The sequence below is a fragment of the Nocardioides furvisabuli genome (assembly GCF_021083185.1).
Lineage (GTDB): Bacteria > Actinomycetota > Actinomycetes > Propionibacteriales > Nocardioidaceae > Nocardioides > Nocardioides furvisabuli.
This window is the reverse complement of sequence record NZ_JAIGQB010000007.1, coordinates 25,974-48,287: the sequence shown is the minus strand read 5'-3', so window position 1 is coordinate 48,287 and position 22,314 is coordinate 25,974. Positions and strand designations below refer to the sequence as shown.

General features: G+C 72.4%; 24 protein-coding genes. 5 read left to right on the top strand and 19 right to left on the bottom strand.

From position 1 onward, the window contains the following. Nucleotides 1–52: 52 nt before the first annotated feature. From K4G59_RS14180 to malQ, 4 genes are all read right to left on the bottom strand, one after another. Entirely contained in the window at nt 53–1,081 is a 1,029-nt protein-coding gene (locus tag K4G59_RS14180; protein ID WP_231251719.1) for an aldo/keto reductase, read from the bottom strand. Between the two features lie 47 nt (nt 1,082–1,128). Further along, nucleotides 1,129–2,814 (bottom strand): CHAP domain-containing protein, encoded by a 1,686-nt coding sequence (locus K4G59_RS14175; protein ID WP_231251718.1) that lies wholly within the window; start codon nt 2,812–2,814, stop codon nt 1,129–1,131. A gap of 548 nt (nt 2,815–3,362) precedes the next feature. Next, a complete protein-coding gene (locus tag K4G59_RS14170) occupies nt 3,363–4,769 on the bottom strand; it encodes an amidase family protein (protein WP_231251717.1) in 1,407 nt (468 codons plus the stop codon). Then, nucleotides 4,766–6,121 (bottom strand): 4-alpha-glucanotransferase, encoded by a 1,356-nt coding sequence (malQ, locus tag K4G59_RS14165; protein WP_231251716.1) that lies wholly within the window; start codon nt 6,119–6,121, stop codon nt 4,766–4,768. Before malQ ends, K4G59_RS14170 begins: the two co-directional genes overlap by 4 nt. A 124-nt stretch (nt 6,122–6,245) precedes the next feature. Here malQ and K4G59_RS14160 point away from each other — a divergent pair, with 124 nt between their 5' ends. Continuing rightward, the gene (locus K4G59_RS14160) at nt 6,246–6,992 is read left to right on the top strand and encodes an HpcH/HpaI aldolase family protein (RefSeq protein ID WP_231251715.1); all 747 of its coding nucleotides are present in this window, start codon (nt 6,246–6,248) and stop codon (nt 6,990–6,992) included. Between the two features lie 43 nt (nt 6,993–7,035). Here the strand turns inward: K4G59_RS14160 and K4G59_RS14155 are convergent, their stop codons facing one another. Continuing rightward, nucleotides 7,036–7,653: a hypothetical protein gene (locus K4G59_RS14155; RefSeq protein ID WP_231251714.1), complete on the bottom strand. Its 618-nt coding sequence runs from the start codon at nt 7,651–7,653 to the stop codon at nt 7,036–7,038. Then, nucleotides 7,650–8,264 carry an FMN-binding negative transcriptional regulator gene (locus tag K4G59_RS14150; RefSeq protein ID WP_231251713.1) on the bottom strand — a complete coding sequence of 205 codons (615 nt, stop codon included), beginning with the start codon at nt 8,262–8,264 and terminating at the stop codon, nt 7,650–7,652. Before K4G59_RS14150 ends, K4G59_RS14155 begins: the two co-directional genes overlap by 4 nt. A gap of 65 nt (nt 8,265–8,329) precedes the next feature. On the opposite strand from K4G59_RS14150, the gene K4G59_RS14145 reads away from it, so the two are divergent. Together K4G59_RS14145 and K4G59_RS14140 are read left to right on the top strand one after the other, a co-directional pair. Then, on the top strand, nt 8,330–9,856 hold the full coding sequence (locus K4G59_RS14145; RefSeq protein WP_231251712.1) for an ATP-dependent DNA ligase: 1,527 nt from the start codon (nt 8,330–8,332) through the stop codon (nt 9,854–9,856). Between the two features lie 41 nt (nt 9,857–9,897). Beyond that, entirely contained in the window at nt 9,898–10,596 is a 699-nt protein-coding gene (locus tag K4G59_RS14140) for a TetR/AcrR family transcriptional regulator (protein WP_231251711.1), read from the top strand. Between the two features lie 15 nt (nt 10,597–10,611). On the opposite strand, the gene K4G59_RS14135 is transcribed toward K4G59_RS14140, so the two are convergent. The 3 genes from K4G59_RS14135 to efp form a co-directional block, all read right to left on the bottom strand. Next, entirely contained in the window at nt 10,612–11,430 is an 819-nt protein-coding gene (locus K4G59_RS14135; RefSeq protein WP_231251710.1) for a DUF1206 domain-containing protein, read from the bottom strand. Between the two features lie 88 nt (nt 11,431–11,518). After that, nucleotides 11,519–11,929: a transcription antitermination factor NusB gene (nusB, locus tag K4G59_RS14130; RefSeq protein WP_231251709.1), complete on the bottom strand. Its 411-nt coding sequence runs from the start codon at nt 11,927–11,929 to the stop codon at nt 11,519–11,521. A 9-nt stretch (nt 11,930–11,938) separates the two neighbouring features. Beyond that, nucleotides 11,939–12,502, bottom strand: coding sequence for an elongation factor P (gene efp, locus K4G59_RS14125; RefSeq protein WP_207081710.1), 564 nt, complete (start codon nt 12,500–12,502; stop codon nt 11,939–11,941). Nucleotides 12,503–12,713: 211 nt separating this feature from the next. Between efp and K4G59_RS14120 the strand changes: the two genes are divergently transcribed. Further along, nucleotides 12,714–13,364: an NAD(P)H-binding protein gene (locus tag K4G59_RS14120; RefSeq protein ID WP_231251708.1), complete on the top strand. Its 651-nt coding sequence runs from the start codon at nt 12,714–12,716 to the stop codon at nt 13,362–13,364. Further along, complete coding sequence (locus K4G59_RS14115; protein ID WP_231251707.1) at nt 13,361–14,386, top strand: NAD(P)H-binding protein; 1,026 nt, start codon at nt 13,361–13,363, stop codon at nt 14,384–14,386. The genes K4G59_RS14120 and K4G59_RS14115 overlap by 4 nt, the downstream gene beginning before the upstream one ends. A 7-nt stretch (nt 14,387–14,393) precedes the next feature. Here the strand turns inward: K4G59_RS14115 and K4G59_RS14110 are convergent, their stop codons facing one another. The 10 genes from K4G59_RS14110 to ruvX all read right to left on the bottom strand — a co-directional run bounded on the left by K4G59_RS14110 (nt 14,394) and on the right by ruvX (nt 22,313). Beyond that, a complete protein-coding gene (locus K4G59_RS14110; protein WP_231251706.1) occupies nt 14,394–14,837 on the bottom strand; it encodes a CBS domain-containing protein in 444 nt (147 codons plus the stop codon). A gap of 83 nt (nt 14,838–14,920) precedes the next feature. After that, complete coding sequence (locus tag K4G59_RS14105; RefSeq protein ID WP_231251866.1) at nt 14,921–15,814, bottom strand: PhzF family phenazine biosynthesis protein; 894 nt, start codon at nt 15,812–15,814, stop codon at nt 14,921–14,923. Between the two features lie 96 nt (nt 15,815–15,910). Continuing rightward, nucleotides 15,911–16,354: a type II 3-dehydroquinate dehydratase gene (locus K4G59_RS14100; RefSeq protein WP_231251705.1), complete on the bottom strand. Its 444-nt coding sequence runs from the start codon at nt 16,352–16,354 to the stop codon at nt 15,911–15,913. Further along, a complete protein-coding gene (gene aroB / locus K4G59_RS14095) occupies nt 16,351–17,448 on the bottom strand; it encodes a 3-dehydroquinate synthase (protein ID WP_231251704.1) in 1,098 nt (365 codons plus the stop codon). Before aroB ends, K4G59_RS14100 begins: the two co-directional genes overlap by 4 nt. Then, nucleotides 17,445–17,945 carry a shikimate kinase gene (locus K4G59_RS14090; RefSeq protein ID WP_231251703.1) on the bottom strand — a complete coding sequence of 167 codons (501 nt, stop codon included), beginning with the start codon at nt 17,943–17,945 and terminating at the stop codon, nt 17,445–17,447. The genes aroB and K4G59_RS14090 overlap by 4 nt, the downstream gene beginning before the upstream one ends. A 13-nt stretch (nt 17,946–17,958) precedes the next feature. Further along, the gene (gene aroC / locus K4G59_RS14085; protein WP_231251702.1) at nt 17,959–19,137 is read right to left on the bottom strand and encodes a chorismate synthase; all 1,179 of its coding nucleotides are present in this window, start codon (nt 19,135–19,137) and stop codon (nt 17,959–17,961) included. Between the two features lie 12 nt (nt 19,138–19,149). Then, nucleotides 19,150–19,881 carry a prepilin peptidase gene (locus K4G59_RS20530; protein WP_231251701.1) on the bottom strand — a complete coding sequence of 244 codons (732 nt, stop codon included), beginning with the start codon at nt 19,879–19,881 and terminating at the stop codon, nt 19,150–19,152. Further along, nucleotides 19,878–20,708 (bottom strand): shikimate dehydrogenase, encoded by an 831-nt coding sequence (locus K4G59_RS14075; protein WP_231251700.1) that lies wholly within the window; start codon nt 20,706–20,708, stop codon nt 19,878–19,880. Before K4G59_RS14075 ends, K4G59_RS20530 begins: the two co-directional genes overlap by 4 nt. Continuing rightward, complete coding sequence (gene mltG / locus K4G59_RS14070) at nt 20,708–21,871, bottom strand: endolytic transglycosylase MltG (RefSeq protein WP_231251699.1); 1,164 nt, start codon at nt 21,869–21,871, stop codon at nt 20,708–20,710. The genes K4G59_RS14075 and mltG overlap by 1 nt, the downstream gene beginning before the upstream one ends. After that, nucleotides 21,864–22,313 (bottom strand): Holliday junction resolvase RuvX, encoded by a 450-nt coding sequence (gene ruvX, locus K4G59_RS14065; RefSeq protein ID WP_231251865.1) that lies wholly within the window; start codon nt 22,311–22,313, stop codon nt 21,864–21,866. The genes mltG and ruvX overlap by 8 nt, the downstream gene beginning before the upstream one ends. Nucleotide 22,314: the final 1 nt, after the last annotated feature.

The following is a 22,314-nucleotide window of genomic DNA, read 5'->3' as shown; positions in this document are numbered from 1 at the left end:
CCGAGGGGGTGAGGAGTCACACCGCCGCGATCGGGAACGGGCCGATCGTGCGTCAGCCGCCGGCGAGCTCGCGGCTGCGCTGCTCGATGCCCAGCTCGCCGTAGGGGTAGTCGGTGGCGGCGAGGTCGCTGGCCTCGTCGAGGCTCGCCTGCTCCTCGGTCGTCAGCTCGAGACCCGCGGCCTCCAGGTTCGCGGCGAGCTGCTCGGTCGTGCGCGCACCGAGGATCGTGGACACCACGGCCGGGCGGTTGGTGACCCACGCGAGCGCGACCTCGGCCATCGAGATCCCACGGTCGGTGGCGACGCGCCCGACCGCGTCGATGATCCGCCAGGTGCGCTCGCTGCCGCGACGGTCGTACGCCTCCATCCCGCGGCCGGGGTCCTCCCCGAGCCGGGTCTCGCCGGTGGGGCGCTGGTCGCGGGTGTACTTCCCCGACAGCCAGCCGCCGCCGAGCGGGCTCCAGGGCAGCAGGCCCATGCCGGCGTCGAGCGCGGCCGGCACGACCTCCCACTCGATCTCGCGCACGATCAGGCTGTACTGCGGCTGCAGCGTCACCGGCTCGCGCAGGCCGAGCGCGCGAGCGGTCAGCACGGCCTTGGTCAGCTGCCACCCGGTGAAGTTGGACAGGCCGTAGTAGCGGATCTTGCCGGCCTGGACGAAGCCGTCGAGCGTGCGGAGCGTCTCCTCCATCGGCGTGTGCGGGTCGAAGGCGTGGACCTGGTAGAGGTCGACGGTGTCCACCCCCAACCGGCCCAGCGACGCGTCGAGGGCGCGGGTCAGGTGCCGCGCGGACAGCCCGTTGCCGTTGGGACGGGCATCGGTGGCGAACCTGCCCTTGGTGGCGAGCACGACGGACTCGGTGACGTCGGCGGGCCGGTCGGCGAGCCAGCGGCCGATGATCTCCTCGGAGGTCCCGGCGGAGTAGACGTCCGCGGTGTCGACGAGCGTGCCGCCGGCCTCGACGAACAGGTCGAGCTGCTCGTGGGAGCCCGCCTCGTCGGTCTCGGCGCCGAACGTCATCGTGCCGAGGCACAGCTCGGAGACGGCGCAGCCACTCTTGCCCAGCAGTCGGTATCGCATGGGTCCAGCCTAGACACGGGCCCGGCGCGCGTCCGGGTCGACGAGGGTCAGCGACGCGCCGGCACCGTCACGGTCGAGCGCTCGACGGCGGCTCGTACGACGTCGGTGCCGGCATAGCGCACGACCACCGGCTTCGTGCCCGGGCGGAGCCCGCGCAGCACGGCACGCCCCTTCCCTGCGACGACCTGTACCTCCACCGTGCGCTTGCCCACGCTGACGGTCATCGTGCCGTCCGGTCGCGGCGCGCCCACGGCTCGCACGCGGACGTCCACGGCGACCCGCTTGCGCGAGGCGTCGGTGCGCACCTTCAGGGTGGGCGTCGTCATGACCATCGGTACAGCAAGGGTCTCGGTGGTGCTGCGGAAGTGGCGACGCGACAGCGTGATCTCGACCGACAGGGTGCGGCCGACGTCGGCCTTGCGGACCGTGTAGGTGGGGCGCGTCGTCCTCGCGATGCGCTTGCCGTCCCGGAGCCATCTGTAGGTGGCCGTGGCGTCGGTGGGCTTCACGCTCCCCGCACGGACCATGAGCTTGTTGCCCACCGTCGGCGTGCCCTTCACACGGGACGGGCGGGTGATCACGACCGGCTTGGCGAGGACCGGGCCGGTCTCGACCGCAGTCACCCTCGACTTCTTGTAGCCACTGGCGCTGGCGATGGCGCGCGCGCTGATCCGCCTGTCGATGTGGTCACGCGTGAGGACCAGCGAGGCTCCTGTCGCACCGTCGAGGGCCACGCCGTCGGCGTACCACTGCGTCTCGACCCTCTTGGGCTGCGGCGCCCACGCCGGGGGCGTGAGGGTCAGCGTCTGGCCGACCTCGGGCACACCCTGGATCGTCGGCTGCGCAGTGGGCTGGAAGACACCCGGCGCGACGGGGGCGGTCGCGAGGCTCGCCCGACCGGCGGTGTAGCCGCTGAGCTCGGCGGTCACCTCTGCGGTGAGGGTCTTGCCCTTCACGTCCGGCGTCGGCACGTAGGACGGGGTGGTGGCGCCCGGGATGGCGGCACCGTCGGCGAGCCACCTGATGGCGACGCTGCTGGGCGTGGGCGTCCACGCGCCGGTCGCCACCTCCAGGGGTGCACCGACCGCCGGGGACCCGACGATGGCAGGAGCCGTCGTGGGTGCGACCACGCGGTCGTTGAAGTGGATGAAGCCCGAGGGCCAGCCGCCGCCGGTCTTGGTGATGCGGCGCCAGTAGAAGTCACCGCCCCAGTAGTCCTCCGAGACGATGATCTCGGTGTCGGAGATGACCTGCTCGACGTAGGCGACGTGTCCGCTGCCGCCTGCCGGCGTCACGTGCGGCTTGTACCAGGCGACGGACCCGACCGTCGGGGTCTGGTCGGTGATGGGCGCCATCGCGACGCCCCAGTTCTCGGCGTTGCCGCTGCCGGACCACGGCCGGACGTTCGGCATGCCGGACTGGATCAGGCGGTAGGCGACGTAGTTGGTGCAGTTGTGACCGGCGTACATCCGCCAGAACATCGTCGACGACGCCTGGCGGTAGCCCGCGTGGCCGTAGCCCGCCGCCTGGCACCCGGCGTAGCCCGAGCAGAGGTACGTCGACGTGACCAGGTTGATCTTGGCGGTGGTCGTCGGGAGGGCCACCACGACGAGCGCCACCAGCGCCGTCAGCAGGCTCGCCGTCCGACCGGCACGGCGTACGACGGCGGCGAGCGCGGCCGGTCCTGCGGGGGCGCTCTGTGACGGCTGTGACACGTGAGGCAGTTGTTGCACCGAGTGATCGTATGGGCCAGAAGTCAAGGGCGCCACGCCGACGAGTGAAGATCAATCATGTAATTCGATCCCGGGTTCGAGGAGCTACCTCTTCACCTGCGACCTGAGGGCGCGCAGCCGTCAGAGGACGAAGATGAGCAGCACGAGCGCCGTGAGGGCCAGTGAGACGAGCAGCGAGCCGGCACAGCCGAGTCGGTTGCTGAAGAAGACGAACATCAGATGCCGCTGCGGCCGACCGGGAGCACCGACGTCGCCGCGTGGAGCACGGCGGCACCGAGCATTCCCAAGACGTGGCCGATCGAGCGGACGTACACCGGGGTCACCGGTCCACCGCGCCCGAGCGGGCGATCGTGTTCAGCGGGGGCGTGTGGATGGTCGACATGCGTGTCTCCGGTGCTTCTCGAACGTGCCGGCCCATGTCCTGAGCCCGGTGGTGCCTCTTGGTACCCCTTCGCGCGCGGCGCATGTCGTGACCAGACGTGGGCTACGTCGCACGCGCGGGGCGACCGCCTCGCGCGCTGGTGAATGACCGTCTCGTGCGGCCCGCGTCAGACGAACGACGGAGAGGTCGGCGCAGCCAGCGGCCCGCTCGACCGGTCCCGCGCCACCTCGTACCCGTGCGCGATCTCGATCAACGACCCCTCGCTGCGCGCGGTGCCCCAGAACGACACGGCCACCGGCAGGCCGGCGGCGAGCTCGCTCGGAACCGTCACCAGGGGGTAACCGGCGATCGCGGCGGGGCTGCTGCAGGCGCCGGCGAGGGTCTCGGCGTTGACGAGATCGATCGGATGCGCAGGCGGGTAGGACGGCGTGACCAGTGCGTCCAGCCCGTGCTGGTGGAGCACCTGGTCGATGCCGCCGCCACGGGTCGCGTCGACGCCCCTCGAGCGCGCGTCGAGGTGCTCGGGGCTCCCGGCCCGCGGGCCGGCCAGGGCCTTCTCGAAGAGGGACTGACCGAAGTGCGCGAGCTCGGTCTCCGCGTGCGCGCGGTTGAAGTCGACGATGTCCTGCAGCGTGCGGGGGACGTCGCCGGTGCGGGTGGCGAGATAGTCCTCGACCCCCGAACGGAACTCGGCCAGCAACACGAGCAGCTCGTCGTCGCCCACCTCGTCCCCGAACGCCGGCAGGTCAGTGTCGTCGACGATCGTGGCGCCCTCGGCGGCGAGCAGCGTCAGCGCCCGCTCGGCTGCGGCGTCCGCGTGCGGGGAGTAGCCCCAGTACGTCGTGCGCGGCACCCCGATCCGTTTGCCCGCCAACCGGCCGCGCACGGCGTGCGCGGCGTAGTCGTGGTCGTTCGCGGCGAGCACCGTCAGCAGCGAGGCTGCGTCACGGACCGTCATGGCCATCGGGCCGGGGGAGTCCTGGGAGGTCGAGATCGGCACGACGCCGCTGGTCGCAACGGTGCCGACCGTGGGCTTGATGCCGACGCACCCGTTGAAGGCCGCCGGACAGGCGATCGAGCCGTCCGTCTCGGTGCCCACCGCGAAGGGCGCAAGACCAGCCGCCACCGCAGCACCGCTGCCAGCACTGGAACCTCCCGCGGACCGGTTGAGCCCGTACGGGTTCCGGGTCAGCCCGCCGTAGGCGCTCCAGCCCGATGTCGACGACTCGTCGCGGATGTTGGCCCACTCGGAGAGATTGGTCTTGCCGAGGATCACCATGCCCGCGTCACGAAGCCGCCGCACGAGCGGCGCGTCCCGGCTGGGTGGTGGCGCATGGGCAAGCGCGAGCGAGCCGGCCGTGGTCGGCAGGTCATGGGTGTCGATGTTGTCCTTGACCAGCACGGCACGTCCGTGGAGCGCGCCCCGAACGCCTCCTGCAGCGGCCTCGCGGTCGAGCCGTTCTGCCTGCTCCAGAGCGTCAGGGTGGAGGGTGCAGATCGAGTTGATCTGCGGCTCGACCACACTGACCCGCTCCAGGAGCCGCTCGACGGCCTCGTGGGCACTCGCGGTCAAGAGAGCCGTCCCGTCGCGGTCACGACCTCGCGGACCCGGCGGGCGAGACCGTCGTCGAAGGCCCCGGCACGCGCCTGCCAGGCCCAGTTGTCGCCGGCGGTGCCGGGCGTGTTCATCCGCGCCTCGTTGCCGAGCCCGAGGATGTCCTGGGCAGGTACGACGCTGAGGCGGGCACGCGACTGCATCGCCAGCCGGATCAGCGCCCATGGCATGGGCTCCTCCGGGTCGACGAGACTCGAGCGCACCTGCTCGCGGTCCGTCTCGTCGAGCTGGTCCCACCACCCGAGCGTCGTGTCGTTGTCATGGGTGCCGGTGTAGACGACGCTCTGCTCCTCGTGCCGGCTGGGCAGGTGGAGGTTGCCGCGGTCGCCGTCGAAGGCGAACTGCAGCACCTTCATGCCCGGCAGGCCGAACTGGAGGCGCAGCTCGTCGACCTCCTCGGTGATGACGCCCAGATCCTCGGCCACCAGAGTCCCGGGACCAGCAGCATCCACGAGGACGGACAGGAGGTCCGCCCCTGGTCCGGGGACCCACTCGCCCTCACGGGCCGTGGGCGCGTCGGCAGGCACGTGCCACGCCGCGTCGAGCCCCCGGAAGTGATCGATGCGGACCAGGTCGAAGAGCTCGCGCTGGCGCGTGATCCGACGTCGCCACCAGCCGAACCCGTCCTCGGCCATCGCAGCCCAGTCGTAGTGGGGGTTGTCCCAACGCTGCCCGTCGGCCGCGAAGTAGTCGGGCGGGCATCCCGAGACGGTGATCGGTCGGCTTTCCTCGTCCAGGTGGAAGAGGTCGCGCGACGCCCACACGTCTGCGCTGTCGAGGGACACGAAGATCGGCAGGTCGCCGAACATCAGCACGCCCCTCGACGCGGCGTAGTCCCGCAGCCGGTCCCACTGCACCGCGAAGACCCACTGCTCGAAGCGCAGCAGCTGCACCCGGTCGGCCAGTGGTGCCAGCGCATCGGCGACGGCCCGCGGATCGCGGTTCCGCAGTGCAGGCGGCCAGGACGGCCAGGGCGCGAGGTCGTGCCGCTCGCGGAGGGCGGCGTACTCGACGTAGGGCTCGAGCCAGTCGGCCTGAGCGGCACACCACGACGAGAAGGCGGCTTGCTGCTGCGCCGTCAGCGTCGCGGGATCGTCGAGGCCGTGGGCGACCCGGTGCTCGCTGCTGATCAGGTCGGTGTTGCCCGCCATCGCCGACAGGGCGTCGTACGGCGACCTCTCCGCCGGATGCGTCGGCGCCAGCGGCAGGAGCTGCCAGACCGAGCAGCCAGCGGCAGCGAGGAAGTCGACGAACCGGTAGGCCTCGTCGCCCAGGTCACCGGACGAGCCGGGACCGGGCAGGGATGTCACGTGCAGGAGCACACCCGCCCGTCGCCGTTCGAGCGGCATCTCTCGGTGCAGCATCCCATTCCCTCCAGCGCGGTGTCGCGACTGTATCGTCCGCGGCACGGCACCACGAGAGGACGGAGGTCGCATGGCGATGAACGAGGCCGACGTACGGAACCGGTGGTCCAGCGGGAGCGCCTGCCACGGGTTGTGGAGCCTGCTGCCCGGTGTCGTGACCGCCGACGTGCTGGCGCGGACCGGGTCCGACTTCGTCGTGGTGGACCTGCAGCACGGCGCCGTGTCGGAGGCGGAGCTCCCGGGGATCACCGCAGCCATCGCGGCAGCGGGCGCAGTACCCCTGGTCCGGACCCGGAGTCCGTTGTTCGCCGACGTCGGCCGACCGCTCGACCTGGGTGCCTGCGGCGTCATCGTGCCGAACGTCCGCGACGCCGAGCACGCACGCGAGGTGGTCGCTGCGACGCGCTACGCCCCTGCTGGCGTGCGATCCATCGGCCGCCTGACCGGCGGGGCCGCCCAGCCGCTGGTGATCGCCATGGTCGAGACGGCCACGGCCCTCGAGGACCTGGACGCGGTGCTGGCCGTCGAGGGGCTGGACGGCGTGTACGTCGGTCCCGGCGACCTGTCGCTGTCGCTGGGGCTCCACGGTGCGGACCGCAGGGCGGAGCTGCGCAGCGTCCTGTCCTCGATCATCGCCCGGGCCACTGCATCCGGGGTGCCGGTCGGTGTCCACGCCTACGACGGCGAGGAAGCCGCGGGATACGCCGCTGAGGGAGCGACCATCGTGACCGTCGCAGTGGACACCGTCTCGCTCGGCGAGGTCATGGCACGGCACCTCGAGGTCGGCCGAAGCCGGGCGGGGGCCGACGGTCGCTGATCGCATGCCCGTGGCTGCACACCCGCGCGACGCGGCGGGCTGACTACCCCGCCCGATCGATCGTCGTCACCACGTCGGTCACCGACGGCCGGGCAGGCGTCGACGAGAACCCGAACCGGCACGGCGGGTCCACCGGAGCGAGCGACCCGAGACCAGCACCCCGCCACTCCCCTGCGATCCGCGTGACGGCCCGCACCGACGTCGCGCCGTACCACTCCCGCCGGCCGCTGCCGGCGGTCCCCCGCGTCCGCACCCCGCGCATCACGACGCGCGCCACCGGGTCGATCACCGTGCACCACGCAGGGGAAGTCGCCACTCGCGAGGGCACGAGATCGAGTGCCGCGCCCAGCGGCGTACGGCCGCCGACCTCCAGACGCAGCGAGAGCGAGGGCGTCGACACCTGCCAGCCGTCGGCAGTGTCCTTCACAGAGACCGGCTCGATGACGTGCTCGTCGAAGGAGTAGGTCGCGGTCACGAAGTCGCGCACGCGCTCGTCCGGGGCCAGCAGCACCCGATGCCCCGAGGCGTCCTCGACCATCACGTCGGCGAAGGCGCCCCAGGGCGAGTCGTCCCAGCGGCCGACGACGACGCGGACGCCGCTGGTGCTGCCCACCCCGGCGATGCGGCCGGTGAAGCGTTCGCGGATCCGGCCGGGCCTCACTGCTCGACCAGCCCGGACGGGTCCCGCCCATCGGCTGCCAGTCCACGGGCGACGCCGACGCGGTCCTCGTCGGAGCGGTTCTGGCTGAGCTTGGCCTTCGCCTCCACCGACGAGACGACGAGCTCGACGCCGACGATGGGACGCAGGTTCTTGGTGACGTAGTCGTCCGGGGCATCGCTGACCGCCCACGGCTCGTCGCGCGGCTGCTCGTGGTGGCCGGTCAGCCGGGTCACCAGGTCGCGCACCCACGCGGGGTCGTCGTGCACGACGACGCTGCCGCGCAGGTGGACCACGGAGTAGTTCCACGTCGGGACGACCTTGCCGTGCTCGGCCTTCGTGGCATACCAGCTCGGCGAGACGTAGGTGTCCGACCCCGTCACGACCGCGAGCGCCGGCGAGCCGTCGACGATGCGCCGCCAGTGGGTGTTCGCGCGGGCCAGGTGGCCGACGAGCCGGTCGCCCTCCCACAGCACCGGGAGGAAGGTCGCGTCCGGCAGGCCGTCGGCGCCGACGGTGACGAGCTGCGCGGTCGCGACCGCCGCGACGAAGGGGCGTACGTCGCCTGCGTCCATCACGTTGAAGCGCGGGACGTAGAGCTCGGGGTCGGTCACCCGCCCATCCTGCACTGCCCGTGGGGAGGCACCGGACTGTCGGTGCCGGGCGGCAGGATGGGTCCATGCTGCTCGCCGAGCTCGTCGCCACGTCCACGTCGGTGGCTGCCACCCGGTCCCGCAAGGCCAAGGTCGCGGCCCTCGCCGAGACGCTCGCGCGCGTCGAGCCCGCCGAGCTCGAGGTGGTCGTGTCCTACCTCGGAGGCGCGCTGCGCCAGCGGCGCACCGGTCTGGGCCACCGCGGCCTGACCGACCTCCCGCCGCCGGCCGACGAGCCGACGCTGTCCGTGCTCGAGGTGCACGAGGCCTTCGACGCGATGTCGGCCATCGCCGGGCCCGGCTCCCAGCTGGCCCGACGCGAGGCGGTGACTGCGCTCTTCGGGCGCGCTACCGCGGCCGAGCAGGCGTGGCTGCGCGCCGTCGTCACCGGCAACGTCCGCCAGGGCGCGCTCGACGCGGTCACCCAGGAGGCGGTCGCACAGGTCGCCGGCGTCCCCCTCGCAGCCGTACGCCGTGCCGCGATGCTCGCCGGCAGCACGGTCGCAGCCGCCGGGGCGGCGTTCGCAGGCGAGGAGGCGCTGGCCGAGATCGGCCTGGAGGTGGGCCGCCCGATCATGCCGATGCTCGCCTCCAGCGCCCCCGACGTCGCCGCCGCGATGGCGGGCCTCTCCCCCGACGGCACGACCGAGGTCGCGATCGACGCCAAGCTCGACGGCATCCGCATCCAGGTGCACCGCGACGGCGACGACGTGGTCGTGGTGACCCGCAGCCTCGACGACATCACCGGGCGACTGCCCGAGGTCGTGGAGGTCGCCCGGTTGCTGCCGGCCGATCGCTTCGTCCTCGACGGCGAGGCGCTCGCGCTGTCCGAGGACGGGCGGCCGATGGCCTTCCAGGACACCGCGAGCCGCACCGCCCAGGACACGGGCGTCGCCGTCACCCCCCACTTCTTCGACCTGCTCCACGTCGACGGCCGCGACCTGCTCGACTCCCCCGGCCACGAGCGGCTCGCCGCCCTCGACGCGCTCGTCCCCGAGCAGCACCGCGTGCGCCGCCTCGTCACCTCCGACCCCGACGAGGCCGACGCCTTCGCCACCGAGACGGTCGCAGCGGGCCATGAGGGCGTCGTGCTCAAGGACCTGTCAGCGCCGTACGCCGCCGGCCGTCGTGGCTCGGCGTGGGTGAAGGTCAAGCCGGTCCACACCCTCGACCTCGTCGTGCTGGCGGTCGAGTGGGGCTCGGGACGGCGCGAGGGCTGGCTCTCCAACATCCACCTCGGCGCCCGCGACGACTCCTCGCCGTCCGGCTTCGTGATGCTGGGCAAGACCTTCAAGGGCATGACCGACGAGATGCTCGCCTGGCAGACCGAGCGCTTCACCGAGCTGGCCACCTCACCGGTCGACCGCAGCTCCTACGTCGTGCACGTGCGCCCCGAACAGGTCGTCGAGATCGCCTTCGACGGCCTTCAGCGCTCGACGCGCTACCCCGGCGGCGTCGCGCTCCGCTTCGCCCGGGTCATCCGCTACCGCGACGACAAGGCAGCAGCCGAGGCGGACACGATCGAGCAGGTCCGCGCCCACATCGCCACCTGACGCGCGCCCGGCCGATCCCCACGCTCCCTAGACTGGCCCCCATGACCTCCGAGCCGTCCGCCCCGACGACCACCGGACGCAGCGGCACCGCTGCGGCGCGGCGCCGGGTGCGCGAGGCTGAGATCATCTCCGCGACCCGCGGCCTCTTCGACGAGCGCGGCGTCCGCGACGCCCAGATCGAGGACATCGCCAAGGCCGTCGGGATCAACCGGGCCATCATCTACCGCCACTTCACCGGCAAGGAGGAGCTCTTCAGCCTCACGCTGGTGGAGTACCTCGATGAGCTGCGGGTGGCGCTCGAGCAAGGGGCCGCCTCGACGGACGAGCCGCGCGCCCAGCTCGAGGCGCTCGTCGAGGCGTTCGTCGACTACGGCCTGGCCCACCCCGCCTTCGTCGACTGCGCCCAGGCGATCATGCGGCGCTCCGGCGGTGACCTCCTCGAGGAGGTCAGCGAGAGCGCGATGTTCCGCCTCGGGCAGGCGATCAACGGCTGCCTGTCGGTGCTGACCCGCACCATCGAGGCCGGGGCCGCCAGCGGCGCTTTCAGCGTCGACGACCCCCGGCTGCTGGCCAACATGCTCTACGCCAGCGGGCTCGGGACGCTCCAGCTCGGCCGCGTGGCCATGCTCGTCTCCGAGGACGCTCCCGGCGTACCTCGCATCAGCCGCGTCACCGCCGAGCAGGTGCGCGACCACATGGTCACCACCGCGCTCGCGGTCGCCTCGGCGCCGCGACGCTGAGAGCAGGGTCCGCCGTCAGCGCGACAGGTGCCTGGCACGCGCGAAGCAGAACAGGCCGTAGGCCGCGAGCCCCAACCCGATGGCGACGACCATCGCCTGCCCGAACGGGTAGCCCAGGACGGTCTGCAGCGCCTGGTCGAGTCCGCCGGACTTCTTGGCCTCGTGGGTGATCGCGGCATACATGAACAGGCCGCCGATCAGCATGATGGCGACGCCCTTCGCGATGTAGCCGACCTTGCCGAGCATGATGTAGGCCGAGCCGTCGTCCCCGGACTTCCCCTTGGCGTCGAGGTGCTCCTTGAAGCCCTCGGTCCATCCCTTGTGGATGAGTCGAGCGCCGTACGCCAGGATGCCCAGGGCGACGAGGCCGACGATGAGCTGACCCCCGGGCAGGTTCATCAGCTTGGCCGTCATGGAGTCGGTGCCACCACCCGAGCCTCCGCCCGAGCTCGTGGCGATCTGGATCCCGGTCACCGCGACGGTGCCGTAGAGGATGGCCTTGCCCAACGACGTCGCCCGCTTGCGCCAGCGCTTCTTCTCGTCGGTCTCGTCCTGGTGGCCGAACGCGGCCTCGATCAGCCGCCACAGGACCATCAGGCACATGCCGATCGCGATCACCCAGATCAGCACCTCACCAAGGGGTTGCTGGGCGAGGGTCCGCAGTGCTCCGGTGCTGGAGGCGTCGGCCGACGATGCCTCTCCGAACGCGAGCTGGATCGCGAGCCACCCGATCAACAGGTGCACGGTCCCGTAGGCGACCAGCCCGGCGCGGGCCACGTGGTCCAGCCATTCGCTGTTCTCTGCGGACCGGCCGGCTGCCTTGGCATCGTTCATGGAGTCAACCTAGGGGGTCGGCGCCGCAGCGGCGAGCGCGGTGCCCCCCGCGGGGTGAGACGGATCGGACCAGCCGTCAGACCGGTTCTCAGACCAGGGTGGAGCGGTCGCGCTGGATGGAGCCGAGCAGACCGTTGACGAAGGCCGGCGAGTCGTCGGTGGAGAGGTCCTGCACGAGGTGCAGCGCCTCGCTCACCGCGACGGTGTCGGGGACGTCGGCGTCGCCCCACAGCAGCTCGTAGACGCCGATGCGGAGCACGTTGCGGTCGACCGCGGGCATCCGCGCGAGGGTCCAGCCCTTGCTGTAGGTGCTCAGCACCTCGTCGATGCGCTCGAGGTGCTCCACCACGCCGCGCACCAGCGTGCCGGTGTAGGGGTTGGTCGGGCCCTCACCGGCCTCGATGGCGCGCTCGAGCGCGACGACGGGGTCCTCGGAGCGGAGCTCGGAGGCGAACAGGATGTCGAGCGCGCGCTTGCGCGCCTTCGAACGGGCAGCCACGTGGTGCGCTCAGCCCTTGACGCGGCCGAGGTAGGACGAGTCGCGGGTGTCGACCTTGACCTTCTCGCCGGAGGTGATGAAGAGCGGCACGGCGATCTGGTGGCCGGTCTCGAGCGTGGCGGGCTTGGTGCCACCGGTGGAGCGGTCGCCCTGCAGGCCCGGCTCGGTCTCGGCGATGAGCAGCTCGACCGAGGCCGGCAGCTCGATGAAGAGCACGCGGCCCTCGTTGGTGGCGACGATCGCCTCCTGGTTCTCCAGCATGAAGTTCTTGGCGTCGCCCACGATCTCGGGCGCGACCTCGAGCTGCTCGTAGGTGCTGGTGTCCATGAAGACGTAGGACGAGCCGTCGTTGTAGAGGTACTGCATGGTCCGCTTGTCGACGTTGGCCGTCTCGACCTTGGTGCCGGCATTGAAGGTCTTGTCGACGTTCTTGCCCGACTCCACGTTGCGGAGCTTGGTGCGCACGAAGGCCGGGCCCTTGCCGGGCTTGACGTGCTGGAACTCGACGACGGCCCAGAGCTGACCCTCGATCTTGAGGACCATGCCGTTCTTGAGGTCGTTGGTGCTTGCCATGCTGTGTTCCGCCTCCGTCGAGTTGTCAAAGATGAGTGGGCGCCGGACTGATGAGCGGTCGGCGCCGACGCGCCAGTCTAGGGGTGGCCCGCGAGAGCCATGAAATGCTCGGCCTGCGCCTCGGTCCTCCCGTGGTCGACGTGGTCGGCGACGGCGAGGCCGTGGGCGGAGGTCTGCACCGGCTCACCGCGTCCGCGGTAGCGTCGCCACCATGCGCATCACGATCTTCGGCGGCCACGGCAAGGTGGCCCTCCTGCTCGCTCCTCTCCTCGTCGAGGCCGGCCACGAGGTCAGCTCCGTCGTCCGCAACCCCGACCACGTCTCCGACGTCGAGGCCACCGGCGCGACCGCGGTGGTGTCCTCGCTCGAGGACGCCGACACCGCTGCCCTGACCGAGCTCCTCTCCGGCCAGGACGGCGTTGTGTGGTCGGCCGGCGCAGGCGGCAGCAGTCCCGAGCGCACCGACGCTGTCGACCGCGACGCCGCGATCCGCTCGATGGACGCCGCGGTCGCGGCGGGCGTGAAGCGCTACGTGATGGTGTCGTTCTCCGGCGCCTCCACCGAGCACCTCGTGCCCGAGGACGACCCGTTCCGTCGCTACCAGGACGCCAAGATCGCCGCCGACGAGCACCTGCGCGGCACCGAGCTCGGCTGGACCGTCCTCGGCCCCGGCGCGCTCACCGACGACCCGGCCGACGCGCGCGTCAACCCGGCCGCGACCTCCCGCGACGGCGACGAGTCGCCGCGTGAGCTGGTGGCACAGGTCGCAGCCGCCGTGGTGGCCGACGACCGCGCCACGCGCAAGACGCTCGTCTTCGGCAAGGGCGACGTACCGATCGACGACTGGCTCTCGTCCCTGTGAGGATCCTCGTCACGGGAGCCACCGGCTATGTCGGTGGCCGCCTGGTCCCCCTGCTCCTCGACCGGGGCCACACGGTCCGCACGACCACCAGCGACCCGGCGAGAGAAGCGCCGTGGTGGGGAGGGCGTGTCGAGACCGTGGTGATGGACGTGCTCGACCCCGAGCAGGTGGCGACCGCCTGCCAGGACGTCGACGCGATCTACTACCTGATCCACGGGATGGGTGGGGACGACTTCGCCGAGACCGACCGCGAGGCGGCCCGCAACGTCGCCGCTGCCGCGCGCGCCGCATCAGTGGAGCGCGTCGTCTACCTCTCCGGCATCGTCCCCGATGTCCCGGACGACCAGCTGTCGGAGCACATCACCTCGCGCCGGGAGGTCGAGCAGATCCTGCAGAGCGCCGCCGACACGGTCGTCGTGCTGCGCGCCGCGGTGCTCATCGGCAGCGGGTCGACGTCGTTCGAGATCATCCGGCAGGTCAGCGAGCGGCTGCCCCTGCACACCGTCCCCCGCTGGATGGACTCGCTCGTGCAACCGGTGGCGGTCGTGGACGCCCTCGAGGCCCTCGTCGGAGCACTCGACCACTCCGGTCCCTCCCGGCACTTCGACGTCGGCGGACCGGACCGCATGCGCTACGGCGCGCTCCTCGAGGGCTACACGGCGCACGCCGGCCTGGACCGCACCCAGGTGACGGTGCCCCTGGTGCCGACAGCACTGGTCGGGACGCTGGTGGGCAGCCTCACCGACGTGCCGCGCCCGACCGTCGAAGCACTGGTGGAGAGCCTGCAGCACGACATGGTCGCAGCCGACGACGACTTCCTGGAGCTGCTGCCCGAGGGGCACGCGCTGGTCGGGATCGACGAGGCGCTGCGCCGCTCCCTCGTGCCCGCGACGACCGGTCCCGAGGAGGCGGACCCGATGGGCCCGATGCCCCAGGACCCGGTCTGGGCCGGGGGCGGGGACGGGCGAGGAGCCCTCGCACGGGTGGCGGACGCGGTCAGGGGCGCGCTGCCCGGCACCTGAGCGCCCGTCAGGCGTCCAGGGGCGCCTGCGTCGTCGCGTCCGTGCGTGCCGCGCGGCGCGACGCCACCCCCGCATCGGTGCAGAACCCCTCGCCGCTCCGCTTCAGGCACAGCAGGCCCAGCAGCCGCCCGTCGGGGTCGATGACCGCGAGACGCCGGTCGCCCGCAGCATGCATCGCCCGGCGCGCGTCCTCCGCCGGTGTGGCGGCACCCACGGTACGGCCCTCGAGGCGGGCGTGGGCGAGCGCGGTGCCCGCCGCCCCGACCCCCGCGGGAGGCAGGTCGCCGCGCACGAGCGTGCCGAGGAGCGGCTCGCCGACGCGGCCCGAGGCGGTGAGCAGGACCATGTGGACGTGCGAGCTGTCGAAGACCCTGCGCACCTCGTCCAAGGACTCGGAGTCCGCCAGCACGATCGGTGAGCGCAGCATCAGCCCGGTGACACCACCTGTCATGTGCCCATGATGGGCGCACTGCCGTGTCACGTCCTCACCCGGGGCGGCGAGAGGAGGCGACGCGGCCCGCACCGCCGAGGCGGCTACCCCAGGTCGACCTCGCCGACCATCCGCGTGACCGCGTCTCCGGACACCCACACCTGGTCGCCGTAGGCCTCGACCCGCACGCGGCCCTCGCGGCCGATCACGGAGCCCTGCCGGGACGTGTAGGCCGACGGCAGGGCGGCGGCACCGATGAGCCACTGACCCAGGCCGGCGTTGGCGCTGCCCGTGACCGGGTCCTCGCCGAAGTCGCGGCCGTCGGCGTAGAACGCCCGCACTTCGACGTCCGCGCCGATCTCCGCTGCTCGCGCTGCGTCCCAGCGTCCGAGGACCGTCACCTTGAGGTCGGTGAAGGCGGCGATGTCGGGCACCACCTCGAGGACGGCCCGCGCGGTCCCGAGATCGACGCCGACCCAGCCGGGCCCGTTGTCGATCCAGGCCATGTCCTGCACATCTGCGTCCGAGATCGCGAGCGCACGCACGACGCGCCCGCGAAGGTCGGCGTCCACCGGCCCCGACCGGCGCAGCGGGGGCGCTGCGAAGCCGAGCCGCGGCGAGCGGCGTACGTCGACGAGGCCGGCGCCGCACTCCTGCACGACCACGTCACCCCGCGGCACTCCCCCGGCCTCGAGCCAGGCGTGGGCGCTGCCGATCGTCGGGTGGCCGGCGAAGGGCAGCTCACCGGTGGGCGTCCAGATCCGCACCCGGTAGTCGGCCCGCTCGTCGGTCGGGGCACACAGGAACGTCGTCTCCGACAGGTTGGTCCAGCGCGCGAAGCGCGCCATCTGCTCGTCGTTCACGCCGTCGGCGTCGTGGACGACCGCGAGCGGGTTGCCGAGCCACGGCTCGGCGCTGAAGACATCGACCTGTCGGAAGGGCAGCACCGGCCGATCCAAGCACAGCGTCAGCCGTGCGCGCTCCACGTCCTCCATCATGCCCACGAGGCAGAGGTTGCTGCACCGTGCAGGCAGTTCGCCCACTGTCGAGCCGGGCCGCAGCGTGGACAGGCTCCCCGCTGAGCCCAACTGCCGTCACGGTGTCGAGCGTCGGCCCCCCGCCAGGTGCTCCAGCGCCTGGCGGTAGCCGTCGATCCCCTGTCCGGCGATCGTGACCTCGGCGTGCGGCTCGACGACCGAGGTGTGCCGGAACTCCTCCGCGCGCTGCTTGGGATCGGAGATGTGCACCTCGACGAGCGGGGCCTCCAGCTGGGCGCAGGCGTCCCAGAGCGCCAGCGAGTAGTGCGTCCACGCGCCCGCGTTGAGCACCACCGGGGTCAGGTCGTCGGCGGCGACGTTGAGCCAGTCGAGCAGCTCGCCCTCGTGGTTGGTCTGGCGCACCTCGACCTCGAGGCCGAGCGAGCGTCCCCACTCGACGCACTGGTGGGCGAGCTCGGCATGGGTCGTCGAGCCGTAGATCTCCGGCTGCCGGCGACCGAGCCGACCGAGGTTGGGGCCGTTGAGCACGAGGACCTTCACGTCGTGCCACCCAGCGCGGCGTACGCTGCCCGCAGGTCGCCCTCGCCCGGTCCCGCGAGGATCCGCGGGGAGGCGAGGTCGTCGAGCACGACGAAGCGCAGCTGCGAGCCACGCGCCTTCTTGTCGACCTTCATGGCGGCATGCAGGTCGTCGAAGGACGCGGCGTCGTACGTCGTGGGCAGCCCCACCCGCGACAGCGCGGCGCGGTGACGCTGGACCAGCGCGGGGTCGAGGGACCCGGCACGGGCGGCGAGCTCGGCGACGAAGACGCAGCCGATCGCGACGGCCTCGCCGTGGCGTACGGAGTAGTCGCTGGTGCGCTCGATGGCGTGGGCGAGGGTGTGGCCGTAGTTGAGCACCTCGCGACCGGGGTGACCGTCGGCGCCGCCCTGCTCGCGCAGGTCGTCGACGACCACGTCCACCTTGACCCGGATGGCCCGCTCCACGAGCTCGCGGAGCTCGGCCGACCCGGCGCTCAGCGCCTCGGGGTCGGTGCGCTCGACGATGTCGAGGATCACGGGGTCGGCGATGAAGCCGCACTTGACGACCTCGCCGAGGCCGGCGACGAGCTCCTCGCGCGGCAGCGAATCGAGCAGCGACAGGTCGCACAGCACGCCGGCGGGCTCGTGGAAGGCGCCGACGAGGTTCTTGCCGGCGCCGGTGTTGATGCCGGTCTTGCCGCCGACGGCGGCGTCGACCATGGCGAGCAGGGTGGTGGGCACGTGCACGACGCGTACGCCGCGCAGCCAGGAGGCGGCCACGAAGCCGCCGAGGTCGGTGGTCGCCCCGCCGCCGACCGTCACCACGGCGTCGCTGCGGGTGAAGCCGGACTCGCCGAGCGCCTCCCAGCAGTCGGAGGCGACGGGCGCGGTCTTGGCGCGCTCCCCCTCCGGGAGCCCCAGCGCGAGGACGTCGTAGTGCTCGACGAGGGCGTCGACGATCGGGTCGACCAGCGCGCCGAGCGTGCCGGCGTAGAGCACGGCCACCCGCTCGACGGAGTCGCCGAGGATCGCGGGCAGCCGCCCGGTGATCCCGTGGCCGACGACGACGTCGTAGGGCGAGGCGCCGCCGACGTGGATGACGGTGTCGCTCATGGAAGGAGCTCCCTGATCTCGTCCGCGACCTCGTCGGGGGTGCGTCCGTCGGTGTCGACGACGTGGGTGGCGACCGACTCGTAGACCGGGGTGCGCTCGTCGAGCAGCACCTTGATCCGCGAGCGGACGTTGCCGAGCAGGAGCGGACGGCCGACGCCGATGCCCACGCGCTTCACTGCGTCGGAGAGCCCGACCCGCAGGAAGACGACGGGCACGTCGGCGAGCAGGTCGCGCGTCTCCGCGCGCAGCACCGCACCGCCGCCGAGGGCCAGAACGCCGTCGTGCTCGGCGACCGCTGCGGCGACCGCAGCCACCTCGAGCTCACGGAAGGCGTCCTCCCCCGACTCCACGAAGATGTCGGAGATCTCGCGACCGGTGGTCGCCTCGATGTCGGCGTCGGTGTCGCGCACCGGCACGCCCCAGGCGTCACCGAGCAGGCCCGCCACCGTCGTCTTGCCGGCGCCCATCGGCCCGACCAGCACCACGCGGGGCGCCATCAGCGAAACCCCGTCATCGGAATCGCAGGGTGTCGAGGTAGGACTCGACGTTGCGCTTCGTCTCGGCCACGGAGTCGCCGCCGAACTTCTCGACGACCGCGTCCGCGAGCACCAGCGCCACCATCGCCTCAGCGACGATGCCGGCAGCCGGGACCGCGCAGACGTCCGAGCGCTGGTGGTGCGCCACTGCTGCCTCGCCGGTCGCCACGTCGACGGTCGCCAGCGCCTTGGGCACGGTGGCGATCGGCTTCATCGCCGCACGCACACGCAGCACCTCGCCGGTCGTCATGCCGCCCTCGGTGCCGCCGGCGCGACCCGTGGTCCGGCGCAGGCCCTCGTCGGTCGGGACGATCTCGTCGTGGGCGAGCGAGCCGGGGGTGTCGGCGAGCTCGAAGCCGTCGCCGACCTCGACGCCCTTGATCGCCTGAATGCCCATCAGGGCACCGGCGAGCCGGGAGTCCAGGCGCCGGTCCCAGTGGACATGGGAGCCGAGGCCCGGCGGGAGGCCGTGGACGACGACCTCGACGACGCCGCCGAGGGTGTCGCCGTCCTTGTGGGCCTGGTCGATGCGGGCCACCATCGCGGCGCTCGCCTCGGGGTCGAGGCAGCGCACCTCGTCGGCGTCGAGCCGCTCGACGTCGTCGGGAGCGGGTACGACGCCCGCGGGCGCCTTCACGCCACCGAGGGACACCACGTGCGACACGATCCGTGCTCCGGTGGCCTGCTCGAGGAAGTTGGAGGCCACCCGGCCGAGGGCGACGCGGGCCGCGGTCTCACGGGCCGACGCCCGCTCGAGGATCGGACGGGCCTCGTCGAAGTCGTACTTCTGCATCCCGGCGAGGTCGGCATGGCCGGGGCGCGGGCGGGTCAGCGGGGCGTTGCGGGCCAGGGCCTCGAGCTCCACCGGGTCGACCGGGTCGGCCGACATGACCTTCTCCCACTTCGGCCACTCGGTGTTGCCCACCTCGATGGCCACCGGGCCGCCCTGGGTCTTGCCGTGCCGGACGCCGCCGAGCACGCGGATCTGGTCCTGCTCGAACTTCATCCGCGCGCCGCGGCCGTAGCCGAGGCGGCGGCGGGCCAGGGAGTCGGCGAGGTCGTCGGTCGTGACGCGGACATGGGCGGGAAGCCCCTCGAGGATCGCCACCAAGGAGGGACCGTGGGACTCGCCTGCTGTGAGCCATCGGAGCATGGCCCCAGTCTCTCAGCCCCAGATGCGTCCAGCGAGCGCAGTCCCCCAGACGAGACCCACCAGCGCTCCTATCACCATGAACGGGCCGAACGGGAACGACTGCTTGAGCATCAGTCGGTCGCGCCGCCAGAGGGCCAGCGCGAGGGCGGGGACGACGAAGGCCACGAAGCTGGTCCACACCCCGATCGCCACCGCTCCCCATCCGACCCAGCCGAGCACCAGCCCGACGGGAGCGGCGAGGCGGACGTCGCCGAAGCCCATGCCGGCCGACCGCACGAACCACAGCACCCAGAAGAACGACCGCACCGCGACCATCGCGACCAGCGCGCGGACCAGGGCCTCGCGCTGGTCGGTGGCGAGCCCGACCGTGGTCACCACGCCGACCGCGGCGAGGGTCGCGGGCACCACGACGACGCGCGGCAGCAGCCGGGTGTGCCAGTCGACGACCGAGAGCGCGACCGCGACGGGGGTCAGCGGCACCAGCCACAGCAGCGGCCAGTCGAGGCCGCACGCGGCGCCCAGCAGGGCGCCCGCGGCTGCGGAGACGGCGGCGCTGCGCCACCCCAGCCCCGGCCGGGCGGCGATGTCGGCGTACGCCGTCTTCGGGGGCTCGGCCTGCGCCGGATCCTCGGGTCCCGGCTTCGGCTCCGGCTCCGGCACTCGGGCGATCAGCGCCGGCACCAGCAGACCGCCCAGCCCGGCGACCAGGCCGGCGAGCAGCGCCGCCAGCACCACGTCACTCACCCGTCGCCCCGCGCCTCGAGGGCGGCGCGACCGGCCTCCCGCATCACGTCCAGCGGGGCCGGGACGCCGGTGAAGAGCTCGTGCTGGAGCGCTGCCTGGTGCACCAGCAGGTCCAGCCCGCTCACCAGCACCCGCCCGGAGGCGAGCGCTGCGGCGGCCAGCGGCGTGGGCCACGGGTCGTAGAGCGCCTCGAAGACCACCGGCACCCCGGCGACGCGGTGCAGCAGCCCGGGCGCCTGCGCCGCCGCGGGGACCGTGGAGACCACGATGTCGGCCGCCAGCACGTCCGACGCACCCAGCAGACCGGTGCGTACGTCGACGTCGGCGGCGTGCGAGCGCAGCACCTCGGCCGTCTCCTCGGCCCGCGCGACGTCACGCACGAGCAGGTCGATCGTCCGCACCCCGAGGTCGACCAGCGCCAGGCCGACCGAGGCGGCCGTGGCTCCCCCGCCCAGGACGACCGCGGAGGTCAGCGGGGCGGACGTGCGCTCCCGGACCGCGGCAGCCGCGCCGGGCAGGTCGGTGTTGTCCCCGACCCGCTCGCCACCGGGCTCGAGCAGGAGGGTGTTGACCGCGCCCGCGAGCCGCGCGCGGTCGGTGAGCCGGTCGACCAGCGGCAACGCCTCCCGCTTGAGCGGCATGGTCAGCGACAGGCCGCGCCAGGTGTCGTCGAGCCCGGCCAGGAAGGACTCCAGCCCGCCCGACGGCACCCGGTGGGCGTCGTAGGACCGGTCCAGGCCGAGCTCGGCGTACGCCGCCCGGTGCAGGAGCGGCGACAGCGAGTGGTCGATCGGGTCGCCCAGCACGCCGCAGCGCCGGCCCGGCATCAGCAGCGGTCCGACGTCTCGCAGTAGGCGCGGTACTCGTCACGACCCCCGAGGAAGTCGTCGTAGTCCTCGTAGAACTTCGTCTCGCCCGTCTCCAGGTTGACCGTGACGTAGTAGTACCAGGGCCCGTCAGCCGGGTTGGCCGCCGCCTCGATGGCGTCGTCCCCGGGCGCCTCGATCGGCGTCGGCGGCAGTCCCGCGCGGCGACGGGTGTCGTAGGGGGTGTCGACCGCGAGCTGCTCGGTGGTCAGCGCCGTGGTGCCCGACAGGCCGAGGCCGTAGGCGTTGGAGGCGTCGATCCCGAGCGTGCCGTTGGTGCCGCCCTTGTCGCCGGGCCCGTCGAGGCGGTTGTAGATGACGCGGGCGATCTTGGGCATGTCGTCGCCGCGGCCCTCGGCCTCGATGAGCGAGGCGATGATCATCAGCTCACCCGGCGTCTTGCCGAGCTCGGCGGCCTTCTCCTCCAGACCGGCCTGGTCGGCGGCCTCGCGCCAGCGGTCGACCATCATCTTCAGGATCCGCACCGGCTTCTGCCCGGGCTTGATCTCGTACGTCGCCGGGAAGAGGTAGCCCTCGGCGTTGCCCTCGGCGTAGTCGGGCAGGCCCAGCTTGCCGGGCTTCCGGAGCGCGCGGTTCCACGCAGCCTCGGGGAACTCGGTGTTCTCGGCGAGGGTCGAGACGATGTCGACGAGCCGCAGTCCCTCGGGGATGGTCACCGTGGGGAAGCTGATCATGTTGTCGGGGTCGATGAGGACCTCGAGCGCGTCGGCGGCCTTCATCTCCTTCTGGAGCTCGTAGTCGCCGACCTGGATGCCGCTCGAGGCCGGCTCGCCCGCGGCGGCGTCGATGAAGGCCTGCACCGACGCGGTGACGCCCTCCTCCTTGAGGTTGCGGCCGATCTCGGCCACCACGTCGCCCTCGTTGACGGTGAACTCGACCGAGCCCGTGCCGGGGCCGGGGTAGTCCTCGGGGCCCTGGAACTGGTCGGCCACCCAGGAGACGCCCTTGGTCAGGCCGAAGTAGAAGCCACCGACGAGCACGGCCAGCGCGACCAGGACCGCGATGCACCCCTTGGCTCCGCGGCCCTTGCGGCGCCGCCCGCCCGGGACGTACTCGTAGTCGTCCTCACGCAGCACGTCCTGCTCGGACTCGTGCTCACTCATCAGTCACCTCGACGATCTCTCCAGGCGCCTGCCCGCCGATGCGCTCGGTGTCGAGCGCCGTCTGCAGGATCAGCACCGCCGCTGCCTGGTCCACCACGGCACGGCGCTTGGCGCCACGACGTCCCTGCTCCCGCAGGATCGACTCGGCCGAGACCGTGGTCAGGCGTTCATCACACAGTCTGACAGGGACGGGTGCAACTCGGCGCGCGACCCGGCGGGCGAGGTCGCGCGCCTTGTCGGCCGCAGGACCCTCCGTGCCGTTGAGCGAGCGGGGCAGGCCTATGACGACCTCGACGGCCTCGAGCTCGGTGACGAGCTGCGCGATCCGGCGTACGTCGCCCTTGCCGGTGCGCACCGTCTCGACGGGGGTCGCCAGGAAGCCGGAGGGGTCGCTGCTCGCCACCCCGATCCGCGCGTCTCCCGGGTCGATGCCGAGCCGCACC

Excerpts from the sequence above, each read along its gene's own strand:
- K4G59_RS14180 (WP_231251719.1), bottom strand. The coding sequence starts at position 1,081 with ATGCGATACCGACTGCTGGGCAAGAGTGGCTGCGCCGTCTCCGAGCTG.
- K4G59_RS14160 (WP_231251715.1), top strand. The coding sequence starts at position 6,246 with ATGGCGATGAACGAGGCCGACGTACGGAACCGGTGGTCCAGCGGGAGC.
- K4G59_RS14145 (WP_231251712.1), top strand. The coding sequence starts at position 8,330 with ATGCTGCTCGCCGAGCTCGTCGCCACGTCCACGTCGGTGGCTGCCACC.
- K4G59_RS14140 (WP_231251711.1), top strand. The coding sequence starts at position 9,898 with ATGACCTCCGAGCCGTCCGCCCCGACGACCACCGGACGCAGCGGCACC.
- K4G59_RS14135 (WP_231251710.1), bottom strand. The coding sequence starts at position 11,430 with ATGAACGATGCCAAGGCAGCCGGCCGGTCCGCAGAGAACAGCGAATGG.
- efp (WP_207081710.1), bottom strand. The coding sequence starts at position 12,502 with ATGGCAAGCACCAACGACCTCAAGAACGGCATGGTCCTCAAGATCGAG.
- K4G59_RS14120 (WP_231251708.1), top strand. The coding sequence starts at position 12,714 with ATGCGCATCACGATCTTCGGCGGCCACGGCAAGGTGGCCCTCCTGCTC.
- K4G59_RS14110 (WP_231251706.1), bottom strand. The coding sequence starts at position 14,837 with ATGACAGGTGGTGTCACCGGGCTGATGCTGCGCTCACCGATCGTGCTG.
- K4G59_RS14105 (WP_231251866.1), bottom strand. The coding sequence starts at position 15,814 with ATGATGGAGGACGTGGAGCGCGCACGGCTGACGCTGTGCTTGGATCGG.
- aroB (WP_231251704.1), bottom strand. The coding sequence starts at position 17,448 with ATGAGCGACACCGTCATCCACGTCGGCGGCGCCTCGCCCTACGACGTC.
- K4G59_RS14090 (WP_231251703.1), bottom strand. The coding sequence starts at position 17,945 with ATGGCGCCCCGCGTGGTGCTGGTCGGGCCGATGGGCGCCGGCAAGACG.
- aroC (WP_231251702.1), bottom strand. The coding sequence starts at position 19,137 with ATGCTCCGATGGCTCACAGCAGGCGAGTCCCACGGTCCCTCCTTGGTG.
- K4G59_RS14075 (WP_231251700.1), bottom strand. The coding sequence starts at position 20,708 with ATGCCGGGCCGGCGCTGCGGCGTGCTGGGCGACCCGATCGACCACTCG.
- mltG (WP_231251699.1), bottom strand. The coding sequence starts at position 21,871 with ATGAGTGAGCACGAGTCCGAGCAGGACGTGCTGCGTGAGGACGACTAC.